This is a genomic window from Bordetella sp. 2513F2 (assembly GCF_054642735.1).
Map to the genome: position 1 here is coordinate 98460 of NZ_CM137755.1, position 21082 is coordinate 119541.

The following is a 21082-nucleotide window of genomic DNA, read 5'->3' on the forward strand; positions in this document are numbered from 1 at the left end:
TTCGATTTTCAAATACTGTTGATCTCAACAAAGAATTTGTCAATAGATCCGGGCAGGCCGAGAATGGGATCCGACGCCGCTGCGCGCGGCAAGCCTCGGATGGCCCATGAAGACCTTGTCGAGCCCCGCCCTACCGTCCTCCGAGCCGTCGGCCGGCGTGGCCTGGCTGCCCATCGCCGCGTTCTGTTTCCTGTGGAGTTCCGCCTTTGCCGCGGCCAAGATCGCCGTGCAGGACTGCCCGCCCCTGACGCTGCTGACGCTGCGCTTCGTGATCGCGGGCGCGCTCATGCTGGGGCTCGCGGCGGCCACGGGCGGATTGCGCCGCCCTTCCGGACGCGACCTGGCTGCGCTGGCGCTGCTGGGCGTGCTGAACAACGGCATGTACCTGGGGCTGAGCTGGTCGGGCATGACCACGGTCTCTTCGGCCTTCACTGCCGTCCTGATCAGCACCAACCCGCTGCTCATCGGCGTGCTGGCCGGTCCGGTGCTGGGCGAACGCCTGGGCTGGCGCAAGCTGGCGGGCCTGTGCCTGGGCCTGGCCGGCGTGGCGCTGGTGCTGCGCTCGCGCCTGTCCGGCATGAACGAGGACCCGCATGGCACGCTGCTGGTCACGGGCGGGCTGGTCGCGCTGGTGGCCGGCACGCTGCTCTACAAGCGCCTCAGGCCCGTGGCCGGCCTCTGGACCGGCACCGGCATCCAGTCGCTGGCGGGTGCGGCCGTGCTGCTGCCGTTCGCGCTGTCGCATGAAAGCCTGGCCGATGCGCATTTCACGCCCCGGCTCTACTGGAGCACGGCCTACATGATCGTGGCGGTGTCGATGGGCGGCTACTACCTGTGGTTCATGATCCTGGGCCGTTCCAGCGCCACCTCCGCCAGCGCACTGCACTTCCTCATGCCGCCGCTCGGCCTGCTGTTCGGCTGGCTGGCGCTGGGCGAAACCGTGAGCGGCCTCGACCTGCTGGGCATCGTTCCCATCGCGCTCGGCATCTGGCTGGCCACGCGCAACGCGCCCTGAGGTCTGGGCCGTTGCGGGGCCGCAACGCGCCGCCCTGCACGCTTAGGGCCGGATTCTCCGCGCATGGGCCGGCGAGCGGCGCCCCCACGCCTGCGCACCGTCGGCGCCATCGCGGCCGCCTCGCGCGGCGGCAGGCCGCGTCAACCCTGAGCAACGCCTGCAAGCCGTCGACTACGCATACTCATTCTCATTTTCCTGTCGCTTTCGTGTAGCACTACCAAAGCGGTTTACCAAATGCAGGGCCGGTCTAGTCGCGCCGCAGCGGCGGGTGGTAGTCTGCACGGGTTCCCGGGTGCGAGGCGAGCGGGCCTCGCGCGCAGCCGCCGCGAGCCAGATACAAGGAGTTCACCATGAAGGGCGACAAGACTGTCATCCAGTACCTCAACAAGCAGCTCACCAACGAGCTCACCGCCATCAATCAGTATTTCCTGCATGCGCGCATGCTGCGGCACTGGGGCCTGAACAAGCTGGGCAAGCACGAATACGAAGAGTCGATCGGCGAGATGAAGCATGCCGACCGCCTGATCGAGCGCATCTTCATGCTCGACGGCCTGCCCAACCTGCAGGACCTGCACAAGCTGCTGATCGGCGAGGACGTGCCGGAACTGCTGGCCTGTGACCTCAAGCTCGAGCAGGGCGCCCAGGCCACCGTGAAGGAGGCCATCGCCTACTGCGAATCGGTGCGCGATTATGTTTCGCGCGATCTCTTCCAGGCCATCCTCGACGATACCGAGGAACACATCGATTATCTCGAGACCCAGATCGGCCTGATCGACCAGGTCGGCCTGCAGAACTACCTGCAGAGCCAGATGGAAGTGGACTGACGCGGCGCCTGCGGCGCCATGAAGCAAAAGGGCGCATCGTGCGCCCTTTTGCTTGTCGAGCCGGGATGATGCGCCGGCGGCAGCAGGCCTTTACTGCCGCTGCGGGCATTCCTTGATGGTGCCCCAGGCGCGGTTGGGCGCGCAGTATTTGTTGCGGGCGTTCCAGGAACAGGTGGGGCGCTCGAAGAACCCCTGGGTGGCGCAATGGGCCAGCTCGTTGCGCAGTGCCTGCTGCCAGTTGCCCTGGCTGGCCTGCGGATGCGGCGGGGCCACGGGCGCCTGGGCAATCATGGGCTGCTGGGCCATGCCGGGGGCCGCCGGCGCCGGTTGCACGGCCGTGGAGCCGCCGCCGAGCGACTGCAGGTCCAGGGTGGTGACGTCGGAGCCGCCCTGGGGCAGCGGCACGTCGGAGGCGGCCGCGATCTGGCGGGCTTCCTCCATGCTGACGGTTTCGCGCGAGATCCGTACCGACGGGTCGGTGACGGTATCGAACAGCGACACGGTGCTGACTTCCCAGTTGGCGTTGGGGGGGCCGTCAGGCACGCCCAGCGTGCCGTCGACCCGTGGCTGCGGGGGTTGCGCCACGTACGGACGGCCATTGGCGTCGAGCACCGGCTGCTGCGACCACTCGGATTTTTCCTGGCCCGGCGCCGGGCTGGCCTGCGGGGCATGCGCCACCAGCCAGTCGCCGACCTGGATTCCGCCCCATGCGGCCACGCCTATGGCGACCAGGAGCGTTGCGAACAAAAAACGCCAAGACATCGCTAACCTCATATGCCTGCCACCAGGCTACGCCTTGTCCCCGAAGACCTTGCCGCCGTGCTCGCGCATGGCATGGAACTTCACGTCTGGATACAGTTCTTCGGCAACGCGCAACTGTGCGGGCGAGCCGATCAGGAAGGCCGCCGCATCCACCACATCATAGGCGATATGGGCCGCATTCGCATCCATGAACTTGCGCAGCGCCTTGGGGTCTTCGGAGGTGATCCACCGCGCCATGGTGTAGCGTGACGGCAGCATGCGCGCCTCCACGCCGTATTCGGTCTTGAGGCGGTGCGCCACGACTTCGAACTGCAGCTGCCCGACCGCGCCCAGCAGCAGCGAGCCGCCGGCAGCCTCCGGCCGGAACACCTGGATGGCGCCCTCCTCGCCCAGCTGGGTGAGGCCGGTGCGCAACTGCTTGGTGCGCAGCGGGTCTTTCACTTCCACGGCCTGGAACAGCTCCGGCGCGAAGAACGGCAGCCCGGTGAAGCGCAGCGACTCGCCTTCGGTCAGCACGTCGCCCAGCTGCAGCACGCCGTGGTTCGGGATGCCGATGATGTCGCCCGCGTAGGCGTCGTCGAGCAGCTCGCGCCGCTGCGACATGAACGTGACCACGTTGTTGGGCTTGATCTCCTTGCCGGTGCGGGCCACCTTCATGCGCATGCCGCGCTCGAAGCGGCCCGAGCACACGCGCAGGAACGCGACGCGGTCGCGGTGGGCCGGGTCCATGTTGGCCTGCACCTTGAACACCACGCCGGTGAACTTGGGCTCGTGGGGCTCCACGGTGCGCTCCAGCGCCGCGCGCGCGCCCGGCGACGGGGCCTGCTCGACCAGCGTGTCCAGCACTTCCTGCACGCCGAAGTTGTTGATGGCCGAGCCGAACAGGATGGGAGACTGTCGGCCGGCAAGAAAGGCCTCGTGGTCGAACGCGGGCGCGGCCTCGGTCAGCAGGCCGATCTCCTCGCGGGCCTTGGCGAACGCGTCGCCGTACCGGGCGGCGATCTCCGGATTGTCCAGCCCTTCGATGATGTCGTCGTCCTCGCTCAGGCGTTCCTGGCCCGGGCGGAACACGCGCATGCGGTCGCGCCGCATGTCGAACACCCCGCCGAAACCCTTGCCCATGCCCACCGGCCACGAGAACGGCACGGCATCCATGCCCAGGTGCGATTCGATCTCGGCCAGCAGGTCCAGCGGCTCGCGCACCTCGCGGTCCATCTTGTTGATGAAGGTGATGATGGGCGTGTTGCGGGCCCGGCAGACCTGCAGCAGCCGGATGGTCTGCGGCTCCACGCCGTTGGCCGCGTCGATCACCATCAGGGCGGCGTCGACGGCGGTGAGCACGCGATAGGTGTCTTCGGAGAAGTCCTGGTGGCCCGGGGTGTCGAGCAGGTTGATGACGCAGTCGCGGTACTCCATCTGCATCACCGACGAGGCCACCGAGATGCCGCGCTGCTTCTCGATCTCCATCCAGTCGGACGAGGCGTGGCGCGAGGCCTTGCGGGCCTTGACGCTGCCCGCGATCTGGATCGCGCCTGCGAACAGCAGCAGCTTCTCGGTGAGCGTGGTCTTGCCGGCGTCGGGGTGGGAGATGATGGCGAACGTGCGTCGCCGCGCGACTTCTTGGGGGATGTTCATGCGGAAGATTCTACGAAAGCGGTCGCGCCTCAGCCGTGGCGGCGGAACGATGCCAGCAGCACGCCGGCCAGGATGAACAGCGAGCCGAAGATCCGGTTCATCAGGCGGATGTGGCGTGCCTCGCGCAGCAGCCGCAGCACCTTGGCCGCCAGCAGGGTATAGACGCCCATGGCCACGATGTCGGTGAAGGCCAGGGTGGCCGCCAGGGCTGCGTACTGCGGCGCCAGCGCATTGGCCGGATCGACGAACTGCGGCACCACGGCCAGCAGGAACACCGTGCCCTTGGGATTGAGGGCATTGACCAGGAAGCCCCGCGCCACCAGGCTGCGGATCGAGGCCTGCCGGGGATCCGCCGTGTCCACCGCCACGGGGGCGGCGTCGGTGCGGATCTGGCGGATGCCGAGGTATACCAGGTAGGCGACGCCCAGGTACTTGACCACGGTGAACGCCAGCTCCGAGGTGGCCAGCACGGCGCCCAGGCCCACCGCCACCACCATGAACTGGAACAGGATGCCCAGTATCAGGCCGGCCGTGTTCCAGTAGCCCCGGGCGAACCCATGGCGCAGGCCTGCGGACATGGCGGATATGGCCCCCGCGCCCGGAGAGAACGAAATGGCCCAGGAGGCCAGGAAGAACGTCAGCCAGGTGGACAGCGTCATGGCAGGGCTCCGCAGGAAGGGAGGCGTAGTTTATTACTTGCCCAGCAGCACCGGCCGGCCGCTGCGCTGCGGGCCGTTGGCCGGGCGCGGTGCGGCTGCGCCGGCGCGCTGGCCGGCGGGGCGCCCGCCCTCGCCGCGCCGTTCGGCCGGCTTGTCGCCGCCACGGGGAGCGGCATGGCGGGCCGGCTGCGCCGTCCGCGCCGGCGTCTTGCCGCCGGCAGGGTTGCCGGGCCGCGATTCGCCCCGGCCGCCGCCCCGGCGACCGCCGCGCGAGCGCTCTTCGTCGCGCGCTTCGCGTTCCTCGCGCTCGTCGGCTGCGCTGCGCGCCGGCGGCGTCCAGTCGAGCACCGGCTTGCGCTCGATGGGCTTCTTGATCAGGCGCTCGATGGCCTTGAGCAGCTTGATCTCGCTGTCGTCGACCAGCGAGATCGCCATGCCCGTGGCGCCGGCCCGGCCGGTGCGGCCGATGCGGTGCACGTAATCTTCGGGCACGTTGGGCAGTTCGAAATTCACCACCACCGGCAGCTGGTCGATGTCCAGGCCGCGGGCCGCGATGTCGGTGGCCACCAGCACCGTGACGCTGCCGTCCTTGAAGCCGGCCAGGGCGCGCGTGCGCGCGGACTGGCTCTTGTTGCCATGGATGGCGGCGGCGGAAAGCCCGTCCTTCACCAGCTTCTCGGCCAGGCGGTTGGCGCCGTGCTTGGTGCGGGTGAACACCAGCACCTGGTGCCAGCCGCTGGCGCTGATCAGGTGGCTGATCAGGTCGCGCTTATGGGACTGCGCGACCAGGTGCATGGTCTGCGTCACCAGCTCGGTGGCGGTGTTGCGCGGCGTGACCGACACCTCGCCCGGGTCGTTCAGGACGCCGCGGGCCAGGGTGCGGATCTCGTCGGAGAACGTGGCCGAGAACAGCAGGTTCTGGCGCTGCCTGGGCAGCAGCGCGAGCACCTTGCGGATGTCGCGGATGAAGCCCATGTCGAGCATGCGGTCGGCTTCGTCCAGCACCAGGATCTCGACGCCGGACAGGTCGACCGTCTTCTGGCCGGCATGGTCCAGCAGGCGGCCAGGGGTGGCCACCAGGATGTCCAGGGGCTTCTTCAGTGCCGTGATCTGCGGGTTGATGTTCACGCCGCCGAACATCACCATGGCGCTGAGGCCGGTGTACTTGCCATAGGTATGCACCGATTCGGCGACCTGGGCGGTGAGTTCGCGGGTGGGCGTGAGGATCAGGCAGCGCGGGCGGCCCGGCTTGCGCAGGGCAGGCTTGCTCTGCGCCAGGCGCTGCAGGATGGGCAGGGTGAAGCCTGCGGTCTTGCCCGTGCCGGTCTGCGCGGCGGCGAGCAGGTCGCCGCCCTGCAGCACGAGGGGAATGGCCTGGGCCTGGATGGGCGTGGGGGTGGTGTAGCCCGTTTCGGCGACGGCACGCAAAAGCGTATCGGCCAGCCCGAGGTCGGCAAAGGAAGTAGTGGCAGTCAAAACAACTCCAGCGGCAGCCTGTCGCTCAAGTTGAGAGACTCCAATCCAGGCGTACGAGTGAGGAGAAAAGGGAGGGGCCCGATCAGGCCAGGCGTGGCGGCGTGGTGCCGGCCAGCGTAGGTGTGCCGATTGGCTAGGCACACCGCAGGCATTGTAGCCCATGTGGGACCCCTGCGCGACCGCCGCCGCCCGGGGCGGGCAATCGACAGCAGTCGTTACATGCCTGCCTGGGCAAACCCGCCCCGACCTGCTGTAATTGCGACACGCTTGCGGGGCGTCCGTGCGGGCGCCGTCATGCGCAAGCCACGTCCAGGATAGGAATCACGAACATCATGCAAAGCATCTCCCGCTGGCTGGGCCTTTCCTTGTTCGCAATGCTGGGCATCCTGCTGTCCGGCTGCGGCTACAACAGCATCCAGGCTGCAGACGAACAGGTCAAGGCGGCCTGGTCCGAGGTCCTGAACCAGTACCAGCGGCGCGCCGACCTGGTGCCCGCGCTCGTCAAGTCGGTGGACGCCTACATGACGCACGAGCGCGAGGTGCTCACGCAGGTCACCGAGGCGCGCAGCAAGGTGGGCAGCGTGCAGGTCACGGCGGAGCAGCTCGAGGATCCCGAGGCGGTCAGGCGTTTCCAGCAGGCCCAGGGGGAACTCTCGTCGGCGCTGTCGCGCCTGATCGCCGTGTCCGAGAACTATCCCCAGCTCAAGGCCGACGGCCTGTTCCGCGACCTGCAGGTGCAGCTCGAGGGCACCGAGAACCGCATCGCGGTGGCGCGCGGCCGCTACGTGGAGTCGGTGCAGGCCTACAACGTGCTGGTGCGTCAGTTTCCCGGCCTGATCACCGCCAAGATCTTCGGCTACGCGCCCAAGGCGAACTTGGGCGTGGAGAACGAGGCCGCCATTTCCCGTCCGCCCGAGATCCGCTTCAGCAATGACCCTGCTGCTCCCAAGCCTGCCCAGTAAGCGCCTCTCCGTGGCCGCGATGCGTGCGGCGGCCTGGCTGGCCGTGTTGCTGGCCCTGTGGTTCATGCTGGCCTGGGGCGCCGCGCAGGCCCAGCCGGCTGCCGTCCAGGCGCCGGCGGTGCCCGCCCTGCAGGCGCGCGTCACCGACCTCACCGGCACGCTGGACGCCACCCGCCGCCAGGGCCTGGAGCAGCGCCTGGCCGCGCTGGAGCAGCGCAAGGGCGCCCAGGTGGCGGTGCTGGTCGTGCCCAGCACCGCGCCCGAAACCATCGAACAATACGCGATCCGGGTGTTCGACCAGTGGAAGCTGGGGCGCGAGCAGACCGACGATGGCGTGCTGCTGCTGGTGGCCAAGAACGATCGCGCCCTGCGCATCGAGGTGGGTTACGGCCTGGAGGGCGCCATACCCGACGCCATGGCCGGCCGCATCATCCGCGAACAGATCGTGCCGCGATTCCAGTCCGGCGACTATGCCGGCGGCATCGAGGCTGGCGTGGCCGCGATCGAGAAGCTCGTCGACGGCGAACCCCTGCCTGCGCCGGCTGCGCAGGCGCAGGACGAGGCGCCCGCCGACCTGTGGGCATTCCTGCTGATGGCCGTGGTGTTCGTGCTGGGGGCGCCGGCCATCATGGCGGGCGCCGCCTCGGCCATCGTGTCGTATATCGCCTTCGGGACCTGGTGGGCTGCGCTCGCCGGCGGCGTGGCGGGCTTCGCAGTGAGCGGGCTGCTGGGGGTGCTGGGCATCAAGCGCCGGCTGCGCAGCGCCGCCAACCGCGGCGGCCGGGGCGGTGGCGGCGGCGGCTTTGGCGGTGGCTTCGGCGGCGGGTTCGGCGGCGGGTTCGGCGGAGGCCGGCGCGGCGGTGGCGGCTTCGGCGGCTTTGGCGGCGGAGGCGGCCGCAGCGGCGGCGGCGGCGCGTCGGGGCGCTGGTAGATCTGCCAAGGCGCCGCAGACGCGCCTTGGCGCCTTGGTGTTCGGTGTCTGACACCTGGGTGGGAAAATCAGGGCTGGGCGAGCTCCAGCCCTTCCTGGGACATGACTTGCAGCCGGGGCATCAGGCCCAGCAGGTGGCGGCTGTATTCGTGCTGCGGATTGCTGAAGAGGGTCTCGGTGTCGGCCACTTCGAGCAACTCGCCGCGGCGCATCACGCCCACGCGGTCGCACATCTGGCGTATCACCGGCAGGTCGTGGCTGATGAACAGCATCGTCAGGCCCAGCTGTTCCTGCAGGTCCTTCAGCAGATTGAGGATCTGCGCCTGGATGGAAACGTCCAGCGCGGAGGTGGGCTCGTCGCAGATCAGGAAGCGGGGCCGCGTGGCGAGGGCGCGCGCGATGCAGATGCGCTGGCGCTGGCCGCCCGAGAACTCGTGTGGATAGCGCCGCGCGGCCTCGGCTCCCAGGCCCACCACTTCCAGCAGGTCGGCCACGATGCGCCGCACCTCGGTTTCGTCCTGTGCCAGGCGATGGAAGCGGATGGGCTCGGCCACGATGTCGAGTACGCGCATGCGCGGGTTGACGGACGAATACGGGTCCTGGAACACCATCTGGATCTGGCGGCGAAACGGATTGAGCGCCTTTTCATCCTTCAGGCCCGTGAGCTCGGTGCCGTTGAACACCACGGATCCGGCGCTGGGCGTGTAGAGGCCCGCAATCAGCCGGGCCACGGTGGATTTGCCCGAGCCCGATTCGCCCACCAGCCCGAAGACCTCGCCTTCGGCGATGCCGAAGCTCACGTTCCTGACCGCGTCGAGCGTGCGGCGATTGCGCTTGAGAAAGGCGTTGCGCAGCACGAAGCGCATGCCGAGATCGCGCACCTCCACCAGCGGCCCCGCGCTGCGGCTGCCGAAATCGCGCTGCCTGCCCAGCCAGTGCGTGGCCAGGTCCATGGGGTCGGCCGGCGTGCGCACGTTCTCGATGTAGGTGACCAGCGGGAACCGGCGCAGCTTCACGTCGGGGCGCGGCACCGCCGATATCAGGCTGCGCGTGTACGGGTGGTCGGGGTTGCCGAGTATCTTGGCCGTGGGCCCCTGCTCCACCAGCCTGCCGCGGTACAGCACGGCCACGCGGTCGGTGATGTCGGCGATCACGCCCATGTCATGCGTGATGATGATCATGCCCACCTGCTTCTCTTTGCAGAGCCTGCGCAGCAGGTCCAGGATCTGCGCCTGGATGGAGACGTCCAGCGCCGTCGTGGGCTCGTCGGCAATGATGACCTCGGGCTCGCAGCACAGCGCCAGGGCGATCACCACGCGCTGACGCATGCCGCCCGAGAACTGGTGCGGATACTGCTTCACGCGCAGCTCGGGCTCGTCGATGCCGACCTGGCGCAGCAGGTCCACGGCGCGGGCCTGGGCCTGCGCCTGGGACAGGCGCAGGTGCACCTGGATGGTCTCGACGAGCTGGCTTTCCACCGTCTGCAGCGGGTCGAGCGACGTGAGGGGATCCTGGAAGATCATGCCGATGCGCCGGCCGCGGATCTTACGCTGTTCGGCCGGACCCAGCGCGTCGATGCGCCGGCCGTCGAGCCGGACCTGGCCGCCGGCGAGCCGGCCGGGCGCCTCCAGCAGCCCGATCACGGCGTTGCCGATGGTGGACTTGCCGGCGCCGGATTCGCCCACCACCCCCAGGATCTCGCCCTTCTCCAGGGCCAGTGAGATGCCGTCGACCGCGGTGAGCGTGCCGCGCCGGCTGGGGAATTCGATGCGGATGGCGTCGATGTCGAGCAGGGCCATGGCGTTTCCTGGAGTGGGCAGACGCTAGCGCAGCCTGGGGTTGAGGGCGTCGCGCAGCCAGTCGCCCAGCAAGTTGACGGCGAGCACCAGCACCACCAGCGCGATGCCGGGGAAGATCGAGATCCACCACATGCCGGAGAACAGATAGCTGTTGCCGATGCGGATCAGCGTGCCGAGCGAGGGCGCGGTGGGCGGCACGCCCACGCCCAGGAACGACAGCGTGGCTTCGGTGATGATGGCGATGGCCAGGTGGATGGTGGCGATCACCAGCACGGGTCCCAGGACGTTGGGCAGGATGTGGCGCCGCAGGATCGTGATGGGGCCGATGCCGATGAGCCTGGCAGCCTGCACGTATTCCTTGTTGCGCTCGACCAGCGTGGAGCCGCGCACTGTGCGGGCATACTGCACCCAGCCGGAGATGCCGATGGAGAAGATCAGCACGTACAGCGCCATGTCCTCCTGCATGTGCCCGGGCAGCAGGCCGCGGGCCACGCCGTCGACCAGCATGGCGATGAGGATGGCCGGGAACGACAGCTGCACATCGGCCACGCGCATGATGAAGCTGTCGATCCGCCCGCCGGCGTAGCCGCTGACCAGACCCAGCGTGACGCCCAGCACCAGCGAGAACAGCACCGAGGCGAAGCCCACCAGCAGCGACACCCGCGAGCCGTAGAAGATGGCCGACAGGATGTCGCGGCCCTGGTCATCGGTGCCGAGCAGGAAGTCGGGGTTGCCTTCCGGACTCCAGGCGGGCGGCGTATTGGCGTCCATGATGTTCAGCGACGCCAGGTCGAAGGGATTGTGCGGCGCCACCACGGGGGCCAGCACCGCGCCCAGTACGATGGCCAGCGTGACGGCGGCCGACACCACGGCGGTGGGCGTGCGCCAGAAGCTGTGCCAGACGTCGTTGTCGGCAAGCCCGGAGAGATAGCTCTTGATGCGGTCGGTCATGGTTCTTCCAGGGCCGGGGCCTTATTTGCTCTGCACGCGCAGGCGGGGATCGACGGCGAAATACAGCAGGTCCACGACCAGGTTGATGAGCACGAACAGGAACGACACCAGCACGAGATAGGCCGCCATGACCGGGATGTCGACCATGCCGATGGCCTGCACGAAGAGCAGGCCCATGCCGGGCCACTGGAACACCGTCTCGGTGATGATGGAGAAGGCGATGATGCCGCCCAGCTGCAGTCCGGTGATCGTGATCACGGGAACCAGCGTGTTCTTGAGGGCATGGTGCAGGTTGATCATGCGTTCGGGCAGCCCCCGCGCGCGGGCGAACTTGATGAAGTCTGCGCGCAGGACCTCGAGCATCTCGGCGCGCACCAGCCGCATGATGAGCGTGGTCTGGAACAGCGCCAGCGTGATGGCCGGCATGACGAGCGCCTTCAGGCCCGAGACGGTGAGCAGCCCCGTGGTCCAGCTGCCCAGTGCCACGACCTCGCCGCGGCCGAAGCTGGGCAGCCAGCGCAGCATCACGCCGAACACCAGGATGAGCAGCATGCCGATGAGAAAGGTGGGCAGCGAGATCCCGACGAGCGACAGGGCCATCAGCCCCTTGGAAATCACGCCACGGCGGCGCAGCGCGGTGTAGATGCCCATGGGGATGCCCACCACCAGCGCGATGATGGCCGAGACGATGGAAAGCTCCAGCGTGGCAGGCAGGCGCTCGGCCAGCAGTTCGCTGACCGGCCGGCGCTGGCGGTACGAGACGCCGAAATCGCCCATGGCAGCATGGGCGGCGAAGCGCGCGAACTGCACGACGAACGGATCGTTCAGGCCGAGGTCCTGGCGCAGCTGGGCGCGCTGCGCATCGGTGGTGTCCTGGCCCACCATGCCCGCGATGGGGTCGCCCACGTAGCGGAACATGGAGAAGGCGATCAGCGCGACCACCAGCATGACGAGCAGCGACTGCAGCAGCCGCCGTGCGACGAAGGAAAGCATGTGCGGTTGCCCTCGGCTGGCCAGCTCAGGCGGCGGGCCGGCCCTGGTTGATTGAACGAAGCAGCCGGCGCCGCGGCGCGGAACCGCCGCGGCTGGCCGGAGCGCAAGCCCCGGCCCGGATGCTTCAGGGCATGACCACGTTGCGCAGGTCCAGCACGTCGTCGGCACGCTGCACGACCTCGACGCCGTCCCTCACGCCCCAGGACATGGGCTGCTGGTGCAGCGGCAGGTAGCCCCAGTCCTGGCGCACCAGGGTGAAGGCCTGCTTGATCAGCTCGTTGCGCTTGGCCTGGTCGGTCTCGGCGCCGACGCGGGATTCGATCTCGTCGACTTCCTTGTTGCAGTAGCCGCCGAAGTTGAACTGGCCATAACCCTTGCCGTCGGGGCAGTGGACCAGGTTGATGAGCGCGTTGTGGGCGTCGATGGAGCTGGGGGTCCAGCCCAGGAGGTACATGCTGGTCATGTTGCCGGCCTGGGGCAGCACCTTGGCGAAGTACTTGGACTTGGTCTGGGCCAGCAGGTCGATCTTGATGCCGATGCGTGCCAGCATGCCCGCCACGGCCTGGCAGACCTTCTCGTCGTTCACGTAGCGATCGTTGGGGCAGTCGAGCGTGACGGTGAATCCCTGGGGATAGCCGGCTTCGGCCAGCAGTTCCTTGGCGCGCTTGGGGTCGGGCTTGATGGGGGCGCCGAAGGCGTCGTCGTAGCCGTTGATGGACGTGGCGATCAGCGAGCCCAGCGGCTGCGCGGCGCCGCGCATGATCTTCTGGTTGATGGCGTTGGTGTCGACGGCGAGCACGAAGGCCTCGCGGACCTTGGGATCCTTGAAGGGGTTCTTGCCCTTGACGCTGGAATACAGCAGTTCGTCGCGCTTCTGGTCGAAGCCCATGAAGATCGCGCGGGCCTCGGGCTTGTTCAGCACCTTCACGCCCGGCGATCCGCTCAGGCGCTCCCAGTCTTGCACGGGCACGGGCTGCACGATGTCCATCTCGCCGGAGATCAGCGCGGCCACGCGGGTGGATTCCTGCGTGATGGGCTGGAAGACGACCTCGGTGACGTTGGTCTTGAGGTCCTTGTTCCAGTAGTCGTCGAAGCGCTTGAGCGTGGTCTTCACGTCGGGCTGGCGCTCGACCAGCATGAAGGGGCCGGTGCCGTTGGCGTGCAGGTTGGCGTAGTTGCCCTGGCCGCCCTTGACGTTGGTGGCCTCGGTGGTGTTGTTCTTCTCGCTCCAGGACTTGCTCATGATGTAGAGCAACGACCACTCGCGCGGGAGGATGGGATTGGGCGTGGGGGTGATGATCTCGATCGTGTGGTCGTCGAGTTTCTTGATGTCGGAGGCCTTGGCGCCGTAGCCCTTCATGTCGGAGCCGGGCGTCATGCTGCGCTTCCACGAGAAGATGACGTCGTCGGCCGTGAAGGGCGAGCCGTCGTGGAACCTCACGCCCTGGCGCAGCTTGACCAGCCACTTGGTGGGTTCGGGATTGCTCCAGCTTTCGGCCAGCACCGGCACCAGCTTGAGGTCGCCGTCGTAGCCGAACAGCGTTTCGTAGATGTTGCCCTGGAAGCCCAGCGTGAAGGTCTCGTTCAGCGCATGAGGATCCATCGAGGTGGCATCGCCCTGGTAGGCCCAGCGCAGGGTCTTGGCGGCGGCCGGCGCCGACAGTGCCGAGGCGGCGATCGCCAGTGCGACTGCAGTGAATCTGAGGGTGGAGGAAATACGCATGGCCTCTGGCTCCGTGGGTGCGCGCGTGGCGCGGCAGAAGTGACGGGGCCCCGGCGTGCCGCGGCTGGCGGCAGCCAGGGTACGGCGTTACGGCTTCGATGCGGCGGGAGGGTGGTGCAGACTGCCTGCGGCGTGGGGAATGCCGCATGACATCGGGCGGCGGGGGAATGCGGTGCTGAAGTGGGGAATCACGATGAACCGACCTTCCGATGATGCGGAGGCACGGCAGGCCCCGCGCCAGTGCAGTGCATCTTATAGAGCCAGTCGTTTAAGCGTCAATCGTTTTGGATTGGGGTTATCACCCGGTTGCGCGGCTCATTTCGCGGCGACACGCGCAAGGTCGACGGCCAATGCGGCCACGCGCTGCTTGCGCCGCTCGTCGTCTTCGTGGCGTTCGCCCAGTGCCGACCATTCCGGGCGGCTGCGGGCCTCCGCCAGCGCATCGGGCAGCGGTCCGCTGCGCCATGCGGCATCGGCCGGCCGGTCCAGGTGCAGGGGGGCGCGCGCCGCGTGGCCACGGCGCTCCAGCGCCTGGATGAGCTGGCGCTGGCGCATGGCCAGCAGGCGCAGCACGGGATCATCCACGCTGAGTTCGCGGTAGCCGCGCAGCTTGCCCGCGACCCGCTTGCCGAAGCGTTCCACGCCCTGCCAGAGGCCGCCGGCCGCCGCACCGATCAGCATGCCCGTTCCCAGGCTCAGCCCGGCGCTGAGGAGGTCCACCGCTGCGCCGGCCATGGCGCCCGCGGCCGCGCCCATGCCCACCTGTATGCCCATGTCCTTCAGGGCCTGCGGATGGAAGAGATCCATGCCGAAGCGCTCGCCCTCGAGGGGCAGCTCGTCGGCGTCGTAGTCGTCGCGGCGGAAGTTGTACAGCGCAAGCAAGGCCTGGACGCAGGCCTGTTCGCGCTGGCGCACGCGATCGCGCAGCGTGGCCGCGGTGAGTTCCAGGGTGGCATCGTCGCTCGGGCTGGCAAGCCGCAGCGCGGCCACGTCGATCAGCAGGTCGGCCGCCAGGCGGTATGCCGCCGCGCGGCGCGCTTCGCGCTGCTGCGCCAGCGCCTGCGCCAGGCGCTGCAGCATGGGCGCATGCGCATCGAGGAGCACGGCCAGCCGGTCGTAGAGTTGCCGTTCGCCGTCCAGCGGCGGCGCGACGGTATCGAACTCCAGCACGGCATGCAGGCCCAGCCGCGACATGGCTTCGCGCCAGGCCTGGGCGCGGTGCGCGGGCGCCTGCACGAAGTTGAGCACGGGAAGCAGGGGCCGGCCGCAGGCGGCCAGTACGGCCAGTTCGTCGCGATGCTTGCCCAGTACGGGATCGCGCGCATCGATGACGTACAGCGCGGCGTCGCAGCGCAACATGCGCGTCAGCACGCGGGCTTCCTGCTCGAAGCGTCCGTGCGCCTCGGGCGAGTCCAGCAGGCGCTGTATGCGGGCCGGGCCGTCGAGCCGTTCGCCCGGCGCATCCATCCGTTCGAGGTACTCCAGCAACGCGATGCCGTCTTCCATGCCCGGCGTGTCGTACCACTCGATTGCCGCGTCGGTGCCCGCAGTCAGCCTGGTGCCTTCCACATGGCGGGTGGTGCCGGGGCTGTCGGCAACCTCGCCGAAGGACGGATCGCGCGTCAGCGTGCGCAGCAGCGAGGTCTTGCCCGTGTTGGTATGCCCCACCACCGCGATCTTCAGGACAGTCTCAGCCATGCTGCCTCTCCAGCCAGCGCAGGGGCTGGTCGGCATCGCGCACGATCGCCTCGGCGGGCAGTCCGGCTGCCTGCAGGCGCTGGCGCCACAGCGGGCTGCGGTCGCCGTCTCCTGCGCCAGCGCCATGCAGCCAGACGCGCGTCTGTGCGGCCAGCTGCGAAAGTTCGGCGATCAGCGCCAGGGATCCGCGGTCCGGCGTCTGGCTGGCGTCGCAGGCCAGCAGCAGGCGGGGCGCGGGCGTGCGCGTCAGCGCGTCGAGCAGCGCATGACGGGTTTCGCGGGTATCGAGATTGCCGGCGTCCACGGCGCCGGCGGGCAGCGGCGCGGGAGGCCATGGCAGGTCGGCCGGCAGCTCGAGCGCCGCCAGCACGGGCCGCTCGCCCAGGTCGGGCAGCATGCGCGTGGCCGATACGGGTGTCGCCGCCTCGGGGCCGGGCGCGCCGTCGGCGCCGAGGGTCCGGGCCGGCGGTTGCAGGCGGTCGTGCAGCGTGGCGTAGCCGGGCAGCGCGGGGTCGATGCGCAGTCCGCGCAGCGCGCGCCCCGTGCGCAGCAGGCAATACAGGCCCGCCGCCAGCCGCGGCAGCACGCCGTAGACCACCACCAGGCCCAGCAGCCAGACGGACCACTGCACCTGCGCCTGGGCAGGCAGGCTTGCGGCATCGCCGCTGGCCCGCACCACCGCGTCATCCGGCGTCGTGAAACCGACCAGCGAAGGCAGCCAGCCCAGGGCCGACGTCAGCCGCACGAAGGCATCGGGCTGCAGCAGCGTGGTGGCCCACACGAAGCGGTAGCTGGCCGTGGACAGCACGACCAGCAGGGTGGCGAGGGCTGCGCATAGTGCAGCGAGCCACAGCAGGTGGCTCACCGTGCCGAAGAGCCAGCGCAGCGCGCCGGCACGCGCCAGCAGGTTGAGCAGGGCCTGGGGAACGAGCGCGGCATCGGGCCCGCGCGCCAGCTTGCGGGTGGCCCATAGCCAGAGCCGCCCCAGGCCCGTGGCATGGCGCGCGCCGAGCGCAAAGCTGGCCAGCCAGCCGAGGAAAGTGAGCGCATGCAGGCCCAGCAGCGCGCCCAGGGCCCACAGCACGTTCACCGGCCGCGCGCCGTTGCCCAGCGCGCCCAGTGCCGTGGCGGTGCCTGCCAATACGGAAGCCAGGATCAGCAGCGCGAAAGTGAGTGCCGCACCCTGGCGCCAGCGCTCGATGAGCGTGTCCAGCCCCTCGCGGCGGCCCAGCAGCCGTGCGCGCACCAGGATGCGCTCGCTCAGGGTTCCTCCGGCCTGGCGCGCTTCGCGCACCGCAGCGGCGTCTTCGAGCGGGCCCCAGTGCTCCTCGCGCAACCGCAACGCTTCGGCCAGCCAGTGTGCGGCGGCGGCATCCGCCAGCGGTGGCGCCATGTCAGCCGGCGTCGGGCCTGGCGTCCGGCGCGCCGGACGCGTCGGGGAACCAGCGGGCCAGCCTGTTGCGCGACTTCGCCTTGACGTCGTCGCTGAGCGTGAATGCCACGGCGGCAAGGGCCGCAGCGAGTACGCCGAGGTCGTCCGTGTAGCCCACCAGGGGCGCCAGGTCGGGCAGCGCGTCGAGCGGCAGGATGAAGTAGCCCAGGGCGCCGTAGATGACCCGGCGGGCCCATTTGGGCGTGGCCGGGTCCTTCACGCCGTAGTAGAGCCACAGCGCTTTTTCCAGGACCTCGCGGCCCGCGCTGGAAGCGTGGCGCGAGACCTTGCGCCAGAAGCGGGGCTCGGAATAGGCCTGTTCATGGCCTTGTTCTGGGGTAGGCGTTGCGAGCGGCATAGGGCGGTTTCCGATGACGGAAGTGACACCCTATTGTAGTCGCCGCGGCGCGCGGCCCACGGGGGCTCTGCGGGCCGGGGGGAGCCCATGTGGACAGGCCCGGGCACCCTCCCGCGGCCGGACGACCTTCGGCGCCTCAAGGCGAAGATGGGCTGGGAACACATACCCTGGTACCCGCTGACCGGCGACCTCCACGCCGACTTCGAAGTGGACCAGAGGCACGGCACGAACGCGTTCATCCGGGATGGCCACCGAGCAGCAGGCAGAGGGGAAGCACGCCATGGATGTGGCGCGGACTACCGTGATCCGTGTCCGTCTTCCTCGGGATCGGTTGTCCTGTAGACAGCATAACGCTCGACGTCCGCGCCGAGGCAGCCGTTTCAGTTCAGATAATCAGCCGCCGTACCTTGTTCGACACCCACTCCGCCACGAACACCGTGACCAGGATCGCGGCGAAGATCACCGTGACCTGGGGCCACGCCAGCGTGTCGACCGAGGCGGCCAGGGGCAAGCCGATGCCGCCCGCGCCGACGATGCCAAGCACGGTGGACTCGCGGATGTTGATGTCCCAGCGGTACACAGCGGTGCCCACCAGCGCCGGCATGACTTGCGGCACGACCGCGTAAGCCAGTACCTGCGGCGGGGAGGCCCCGGTGGCGACGATGGCCTCGACCTGCTTGCGGTCGATTTCCTCTATGGCCTCGTACAGCAGCTTGCCGATGAAGCCTATGGAGCGCAGGGCGATGGCGATGATGCCGGCCAGCACGCCGGGCCCCACCACGGTCACCAGCAGCATGGCCCAGATCAGCGAATTGATGGAGCGCGACGCGACGATGATGCCCAGCGCCAGGGGCCGTACCAGCCAGCGGCTTGGCGTGGTGTTGTGCGCCGCCAGGAAGCCCACCGGAATGGCGACGGCGGCGCCCAGCACGGTGCCCAGGGTGGCGATGTTCAAGGTGTCCCACAAGGGCTGGGCCAGGTCGCCGAGATATTGCCAGCGCGGCGGCCACATGCGTGAGACCAGGTCCCAGCCTGCGGCCGGGGCGTCGCTTACGAAGGCCCATATCGTCGTGTCGCTGATGAGCTTCCAGCCCGCGCCGAACAGCAGCGCGCCAGCCATCCAGCCCAGGAAGGCCCAGCGCTGCGTGCCGGGCGGATGCCGGCGCCAGACGGGGCCCGCGCTCACAGGAACCTCCGCCGCACGTAGCCCGAGACATACTCGCAGGCCATGACGATGGTGATGATCAGCAGCAATATGGCGGCGGCTGTATCGAACTCGTACCGGTCGAAGGCGGTGTTCAGCGTGGCGCCTATGCCGCCCGCGCCCACGATGCCGATGATGGCGGCTTCGCGGAAATTGATGTCCAGCCGGTACATGGACAGGCCGATCAGCCGGGGCATGACCTGCGGCTGCACGGCATAGACGACCCATTGCGGCCAGGACGCGCCGGTGGCGCGCACGGCTTCGAGCTGGGCGCGGTCGGCGGTCTCGATTTCCTCGGCGAGCAGCTTGCCCAGGAAGCCCATGGTGGCGATGACCAGCGTCAGCATGCCGGCCAGTGGTCCGAAGCCGAACATCTTGACCAGCAGCACCGCAATAATGAGCTCCGGAAACGCCCGGGACACGGCGATGAAACCCCGGCACGCCAGGTACACCGGCGTCGGACTGATATTGCGGGCGGCGCCTAACCCGAACGGAATGCTCAGTGCCACGCCGAGCACAGTGGAGGTGATGGTCATGGCCAGGCTTTCCAGCAGGCCCTCGCTGATCTCGCGCCAGCGGTCCGTGAAATTGGGTTCGGCGAACGCCGCAACGAAACGCCAGCCGCGTACCAGGCCTTCGGAAACGCGCTGCCAGTCCACCGATATCGAATACAGCGCCGCGTACAGATAGGCCAGCGCGGCTGCCCAGAGCAGTCCCCGCAGCACGGGCGAGCGCACGAGGCCGGGCCGGCGCCAGGAAACCGCGCGGAATCTTGCGTCGCTCATGGTTCAGGCCGCCGCGGCAGCGCCGTCGAACGACATGTCGCCTGCGTCCTGCCGGGCCTGGGCACCCTGCTGGATCGCGCCGCTGGTATTCCAGTCTTCCTCGCCGTAGATGGCGGTCAGGACTGCCGAATCCAATCCGGCGGGCGAACCGTCATAGACGAGCTGCCCCTTGCGCAGCCCCACGATGCGGTCCGCGAACTGCGTGGCCAGGCCCACGTCGTGGATATTGATGATCGCCGACAGGCCGCGTTCGCGGCAGATCTCGCACACTAGCCGCATGATCTGGCGCGAGGTCTTGGGGTCCAGGCTGGCGGTGGGCTCGTCCACCAGCAGCAGCAAGGGGTCTTGCATCAGCGCGCGGGCAATACCCACGCGCTGGCGCTGCCCGCCCGAGAGCGCGTCGGCCCGCTTGTTCTCGAAACCCGTCAGCCCCACGCGCTCCAGCAAGTGAAATGCCCGCCCGACGTCGGCCGCCGGATAGCGCCGGGCCCAGCTGCGCCAGAAACTGACGTAGCCCAGCCGGCCCGACAGCACGTTCTCCATGACCGTCAGGCGTTCTATCAGTGCGTATTCCTGGAAGATCATGCCCAGTTGCCGGCGTGCATGGCGCAGCGCGCGCGTGCCCAGCGCGGGCAGGCTGCGCCCCTGCAGCAGCACGTCGCCCGACGAAGGCTCCACCAGGCGGTTGATGCAGCGTATCAGCGTGCTCTTGCCGGCGCCCGACGGTCCGATCAGGGCCAGTACCTGGCCCGGTGGCAGGTCCAGGTCGACGTGGTCCAGGGCCAGGTCACCAGTGGGGTAGCGTTTGGCCAGGCCGCGCAGCGACAGCAAGATGGAGTCGGCATCCCGGGCTGCGGGGCGCTCGGCGGTCATTTGCAGGTGTAGGAGATGTTCATGGCCTTGTCGATGTCGCGCACGACGGCCCAGTGTTCTTTGTACGTGATGGGAATGAAGGCTTCCTGCGGCGGCTGCGACTTGCCGAATTCCTTCAGCAGGGCCGAGCCTTCCCAGTTGAACGAGAAGAAGGCTTCCTTGACCTTGGCGGCCAGTTCGGGCTTCAGGTTGTACACGTAGCCGTAGCCCGTGGTCGGGAAGGACTGCGACTTGTAGATGGTGCGTATCTTCGAGCCGTCGACCGCATTGCGGGCCACCATGCGGTTCAGCACCGAATTGGCCACGGCCGCACCGTCGTAGTCCTTGTTGGCCACGCCGATGATGGAATTGTCGTGCTTGCCCGAGAAGGCGGCCTTGAAGTCTTTCCCCGCCTGCATGCCATAGGCGCTGGCCAGGAGGGCCGAAGGCGCCTTGTAGCCCGAGTTGGAGGTCTGCGAGGTGAAGGCAATGGTCTTGCCCTTGAGGTCTTCGACCTTCTGGACCGGGCTGTCGGCCGGCACGATGATCTCCATCTCGTAGCCGTAGACGCCTTTCTTGTCGGCCATCATGGCAAAGGGTACGAAGCCGGCGCAGTTGACCGCCAGCGGGTTGCTACCGGTATTGAATCCCGCCACGTGCAGGCGGCCCGCGCGCATGGCTTCGAGCTGCGCCGCATTCGACTGCACGGGGAAAAACTGCACCCGCTTGTCCGTGACCTTGGCCAAGTGATCCAGGAATTCCTGCCATACGCCGCGATACACCTCGGGGTCTTCTACCGGGGTGTAGGCAAAGATCAGCGTATCGGGGTCAATCCACTGCTTGGGGTCGGTGGGCGCATCGGCCACCATGTCGCCGTCGGCGTCGCAGAACTTCTTGTCGAGTTCGCCCGGCGTGCACGTTTGCGCATGGGCGGCAGCCCCCAGCGAAGAAGCCAGCCCGATCAGGGCAAAACCAAACAGTTTCTTGAGCATGTCGCCCCCCGTCCATCGTAACGGGAAAATT

General features: G+C 68.5%; 19 protein-coding genes. 4 read left to right on the forward strand and 15 right to left on the reverse strand.

Annotated features, from left to right (window positions below):
* Positions 1–106: 106 nt before the first annotated feature.
* Complete coding sequence (locus tag ACYBYQ_RS00460; RefSeq protein WP_459616409.1) at positions 107–1015, forward strand: DMT family transporter; 909 nt, start codon at positions 107–109, stop codon at positions 1013–1015.
* Between the two features lie 350 nt (positions 1016–1365).
* Positions 1366–1839, forward strand: a complete 474-nt coding sequence (gene bfr, locus ACYBYQ_RS00465) for a bacterioferritin (protein WP_459616410.1) — start codon at positions 1366–1368, stop codon at positions 1837–1839.
* A gap of 90 nt (positions 1840–1929) precedes the next feature.
* On the opposite strand, the gene ACYBYQ_RS00470 is transcribed toward bfr, so the two are convergent.
* Genes ACYBYQ_RS00470 through ACYBYQ_RS00485 form a run of 4 tightly spaced genes read right to left on the reverse strand, consistent with a single transcriptional unit; the run spans position 1930 to position 6371 of the window.
* Complete coding sequence (locus tag ACYBYQ_RS00470; protein ID WP_459616411.1) at positions 1930–2613, reverse strand: hypothetical protein; 684 nt, start codon at positions 2611–2613, stop codon at positions 1930–1932.
* A gap of 15 nt (positions 2614–2628) precedes the next feature.
* A complete protein-coding gene (locus ACYBYQ_RS00475; RefSeq protein ID WP_459616412.1) occupies positions 2629–4236 on the reverse strand; it encodes a peptide chain release factor 3 in 1608 nt (535 codons plus the stop codon).
* Positions 4237–4265: 29 nt separating this feature from the next.
* Positions 4266–4895 (reverse strand): LysE family transporter, encoded by a 630-nt coding sequence (locus ACYBYQ_RS00480; RefSeq protein ID WP_459616413.1) that lies wholly within the window; start codon positions 4893–4895, stop codon positions 4266–4268.
* 33 nt (positions 4896–4928) lie between these two features.
* Positions 4929–6371, reverse strand: a complete 1443-nt coding sequence (locus ACYBYQ_RS00485; RefSeq protein ID WP_459616414.1) for a DEAD/DEAH box helicase — start codon at positions 6369–6371, stop codon at positions 4929–4931.
* Between the two features lie 332 nt (positions 6372–6703).
* Here ACYBYQ_RS00485 and ACYBYQ_RS00490 point away from each other — a divergent pair, with 332 nt between their 5' ends.
* Together ACYBYQ_RS00490 and ACYBYQ_RS00495 are read left to right on the forward strand one after the other, a co-directional pair.
* Positions 6704–7333, forward strand: a complete 630-nt coding sequence (locus ACYBYQ_RS00490; protein WP_459616415.1) for a LemA family protein — start codon at positions 6704–6706, stop codon at positions 7331–7333.
* Between the two features lie 64 nt (positions 7334–7397).
* A complete protein-coding gene (locus ACYBYQ_RS00495) occupies positions 7398–8264 on the forward strand; it encodes a TPM domain-containing protein (RefSeq protein ID WP_459618671.1) in 867 nt (288 codons plus the stop codon).
* Between the two features lie 68 nt (positions 8265–8332).
* Here ACYBYQ_RS00495 and ACYBYQ_RS00500 read toward each other — a convergent pair whose 3' ends face one another.
* The 11 genes from ACYBYQ_RS00500 to phnD all read right to left on the reverse strand — a co-directional run bounded on the left by ACYBYQ_RS00500 (position 8333) and on the right by phnD (position 21051).
* Positions 8333–10063 carry an ABC transporter ATP-binding protein gene (locus tag ACYBYQ_RS00500; protein WP_459616416.1) on the reverse strand — a complete coding sequence of 577 codons (1731 nt, stop codon included), beginning with the start codon at positions 10061–10063 and terminating at the stop codon, positions 8333–8335.
* 24 nt (positions 10064–10087) lie between these two features.
* Entirely contained in the window at positions 10088–11014 is a 927-nt protein-coding gene (locus tag ACYBYQ_RS00505) for an ABC transporter permease (protein ID WP_459616417.1), read from the reverse strand.
* Positions 11015–11035: 21 nt separating this feature from the next.
* The gene (locus ACYBYQ_RS00510) at positions 11036–12007 is read right to left on the reverse strand and encodes an ABC transporter permease (protein ID WP_459616418.1); all 972 of its coding nucleotides are present in this window, start codon (positions 12005–12007) and stop codon (positions 11036–11038) included.
* Between the two features lie 124 nt (positions 12008–12131).
* Positions 12132–13730, reverse strand: coding sequence for an ABC transporter substrate-binding protein (locus ACYBYQ_RS00515; RefSeq protein ID WP_459616419.1), 1599 nt, complete (start codon positions 13728–13730; stop codon positions 12132–12134).
* Positions 13731–14045: 315 nt separating this feature from the next.
* Entirely contained in the window at positions 14046–15428 is a 1383-nt protein-coding gene (locus ACYBYQ_RS00520) for a GTPase/DUF3482 domain-containing protein (protein ID WP_459616420.1), read from the reverse strand.
* Positions 15421–16821: a DUF2868 domain-containing protein gene (locus ACYBYQ_RS00525; protein ID WP_459616421.1), complete on the reverse strand. Its 1401-nt coding sequence runs from the start codon at positions 16819–16821 to the stop codon at positions 15421–15423. Before ACYBYQ_RS00525 ends, ACYBYQ_RS00520 begins: the two co-directional genes overlap by 8 nt.
* A 1-nt stretch (position 16822) precedes the next feature.
* Positions 16823–17218: a YkvA family protein gene (locus ACYBYQ_RS00530; RefSeq protein ID WP_459616422.1), complete on the reverse strand. Its 396-nt coding sequence runs from the start codon at positions 17216–17218 to the stop codon at positions 16823–16825.
* A 385-nt stretch (positions 17219–17603) separates the two neighbouring features.
* On the reverse strand, positions 17604–18404 hold the full coding sequence (gene phnE, locus ACYBYQ_RS00535) for a phosphonate ABC transporter, permease protein PhnE (RefSeq protein ID WP_459616423.1): 801 nt from the start codon (positions 18402–18404) through the stop codon (positions 17604–17606).
* Entirely contained in the window at positions 18401–19207 is an 807-nt protein-coding gene (gene phnE / locus ACYBYQ_RS00540; protein ID WP_459616424.1) for a phosphonate ABC transporter, permease protein PhnE, read from the reverse strand. Before phnE (ACYBYQ_RS00540) ends, phnE (ACYBYQ_RS00535) begins: the two co-directional genes overlap by 4 nt.
* A 3-nt stretch (positions 19208–19210) precedes the next feature.
* Positions 19211–20080, reverse strand: a complete 870-nt coding sequence (gene phnC, locus ACYBYQ_RS00545) for a phosphonate ABC transporter ATP-binding protein (RefSeq protein WP_459616425.1) — start codon at positions 20078–20080, stop codon at positions 19211–19213.
* Complete coding sequence (gene phnD / locus ACYBYQ_RS00550) at positions 20077–21051, reverse strand: phosphate/phosphite/phosphonate ABC transporter substrate-binding protein (RefSeq protein WP_459616426.1); 975 nt, start codon at positions 21049–21051, stop codon at positions 20077–20079. The genes phnC and phnD overlap by 4 nt, the downstream gene beginning before the upstream one ends.
* Positions 21052–21082 lie beyond the last annotated feature (31 nt).

What these genes read in the sequence shown, in the direction of transcription:
- ACYBYQ_RS00490 (WP_459616415.1), top strand. Translation starts at nt 6,704, where the DNA reads ATGCAAAGCATCTCCCGCTGGCTGGGCCTTTCCTTGTTCGCAATGCTG.
- ACYBYQ_RS00460 (WP_459616409.1), top strand. Translation starts at nt 107, where the DNA reads ATGAAGACCTTGTCGAGCCCCGCCCTACCGTCCTCCGAGCCGTCGGCC.
- ACYBYQ_RS00480 (WP_459616413.1), bottom strand. Translation starts at nt 4,895, where the DNA reads ATGACGCTGTCCACCTGGCTGACGTTCTTCCTGGCCTCCTGGGCCATT.
- ACYBYQ_RS00500 (WP_459616416.1), bottom strand. Translation starts at nt 10,063, where the DNA reads ATGGCCCTGCTCGACATCGACGCCATCCGCATCGAATTCCCCAGCCGG.
- ACYBYQ_RS00530 (WP_459616422.1), bottom strand. Translation starts at nt 17,218, where the DNA reads ATGCCGCTCGCAACGCCTACCCCAGAACAAGGCCATGAACAGGCCTAT.
- ACYBYQ_RS00510 (WP_459616418.1), bottom strand. Translation starts at nt 12,007, where the DNA reads ATGCTTTCCTTCGTCGCACGGCGGCTGCTGCAGTCGCTGCTCGTCATG.
- ACYBYQ_RS00470 (WP_459616411.1), bottom strand. Translation starts at nt 2,613, where the DNA reads ATGAGGTTAGCGATGTCTTGGCGTTTTTTGTTCGCAACGCTCCTGGTC.
- ACYBYQ_RS00495 (WP_459618671.1), top strand. Translation starts at nt 7,398, where the DNA reads ATGCTGGCCTGGGGCGCCGCGCAGGCCCAGCCGGCTGCCGTCCAGGCG.
- ACYBYQ_RS00505 (WP_459616417.1), bottom strand. Translation starts at nt 11,014, where the DNA reads ATGACCGACCGCATCAAGAGCTATCTCTCCGGGCTTGCCGACAACGAC.
- ACYBYQ_RS00525 (WP_459616421.1), bottom strand. Translation starts at nt 16,821, where the DNA reads ATGGCGCCACCGCTGGCGGATGCCGCCGCCGCACACTGGCTGGCCGAA.
- ACYBYQ_RS00475 (WP_459616412.1), bottom strand. Translation starts at nt 4,236, where the DNA reads ATGAACATCCCCCAAGAAGTCGCGCGGCGACGCACGTTCGCCATCATC.
- phnC (WP_459616425.1), bottom strand. Translation starts at nt 20,080, where the DNA reads ATGACCGCCGAGCGCCCCGCAGCCCGGGATGCCGACTCCATCTTGCTG.
- phnD (WP_459616426.1), bottom strand. Translation starts at nt 21,051, where the DNA reads ATGCTCAAGAAACTGTTTGGTTTTGCCCTGATCGGGCTGGCTTCTTCG.
- bfr (WP_459616410.1), top strand. Translation starts at nt 1,366, where the DNA reads ATGAAGGGCGACAAGACTGTCATCCAGTACCTCAACAAGCAGCTCACC.
- ACYBYQ_RS00520 (WP_459616420.1), bottom strand. Translation starts at nt 15,428, where the DNA reads ATGGCTGAGACTGTCCTGAAGATCGCGGTGGTGGGGCATACCAACACG.
- ACYBYQ_RS00515 (WP_459616419.1), bottom strand. Translation starts at nt 13,730, where the DNA reads ATGCGTATTTCCTCCACCCTCAGATTCACTGCAGTCGCACTGGCGATC.
- phnE (WP_459616424.1), bottom strand. Translation starts at nt 19,207, where the DNA reads ATGAGCGACGCAAGATTCCGCGCGGTTTCCTGGCGCCGGCCCGGCCTC.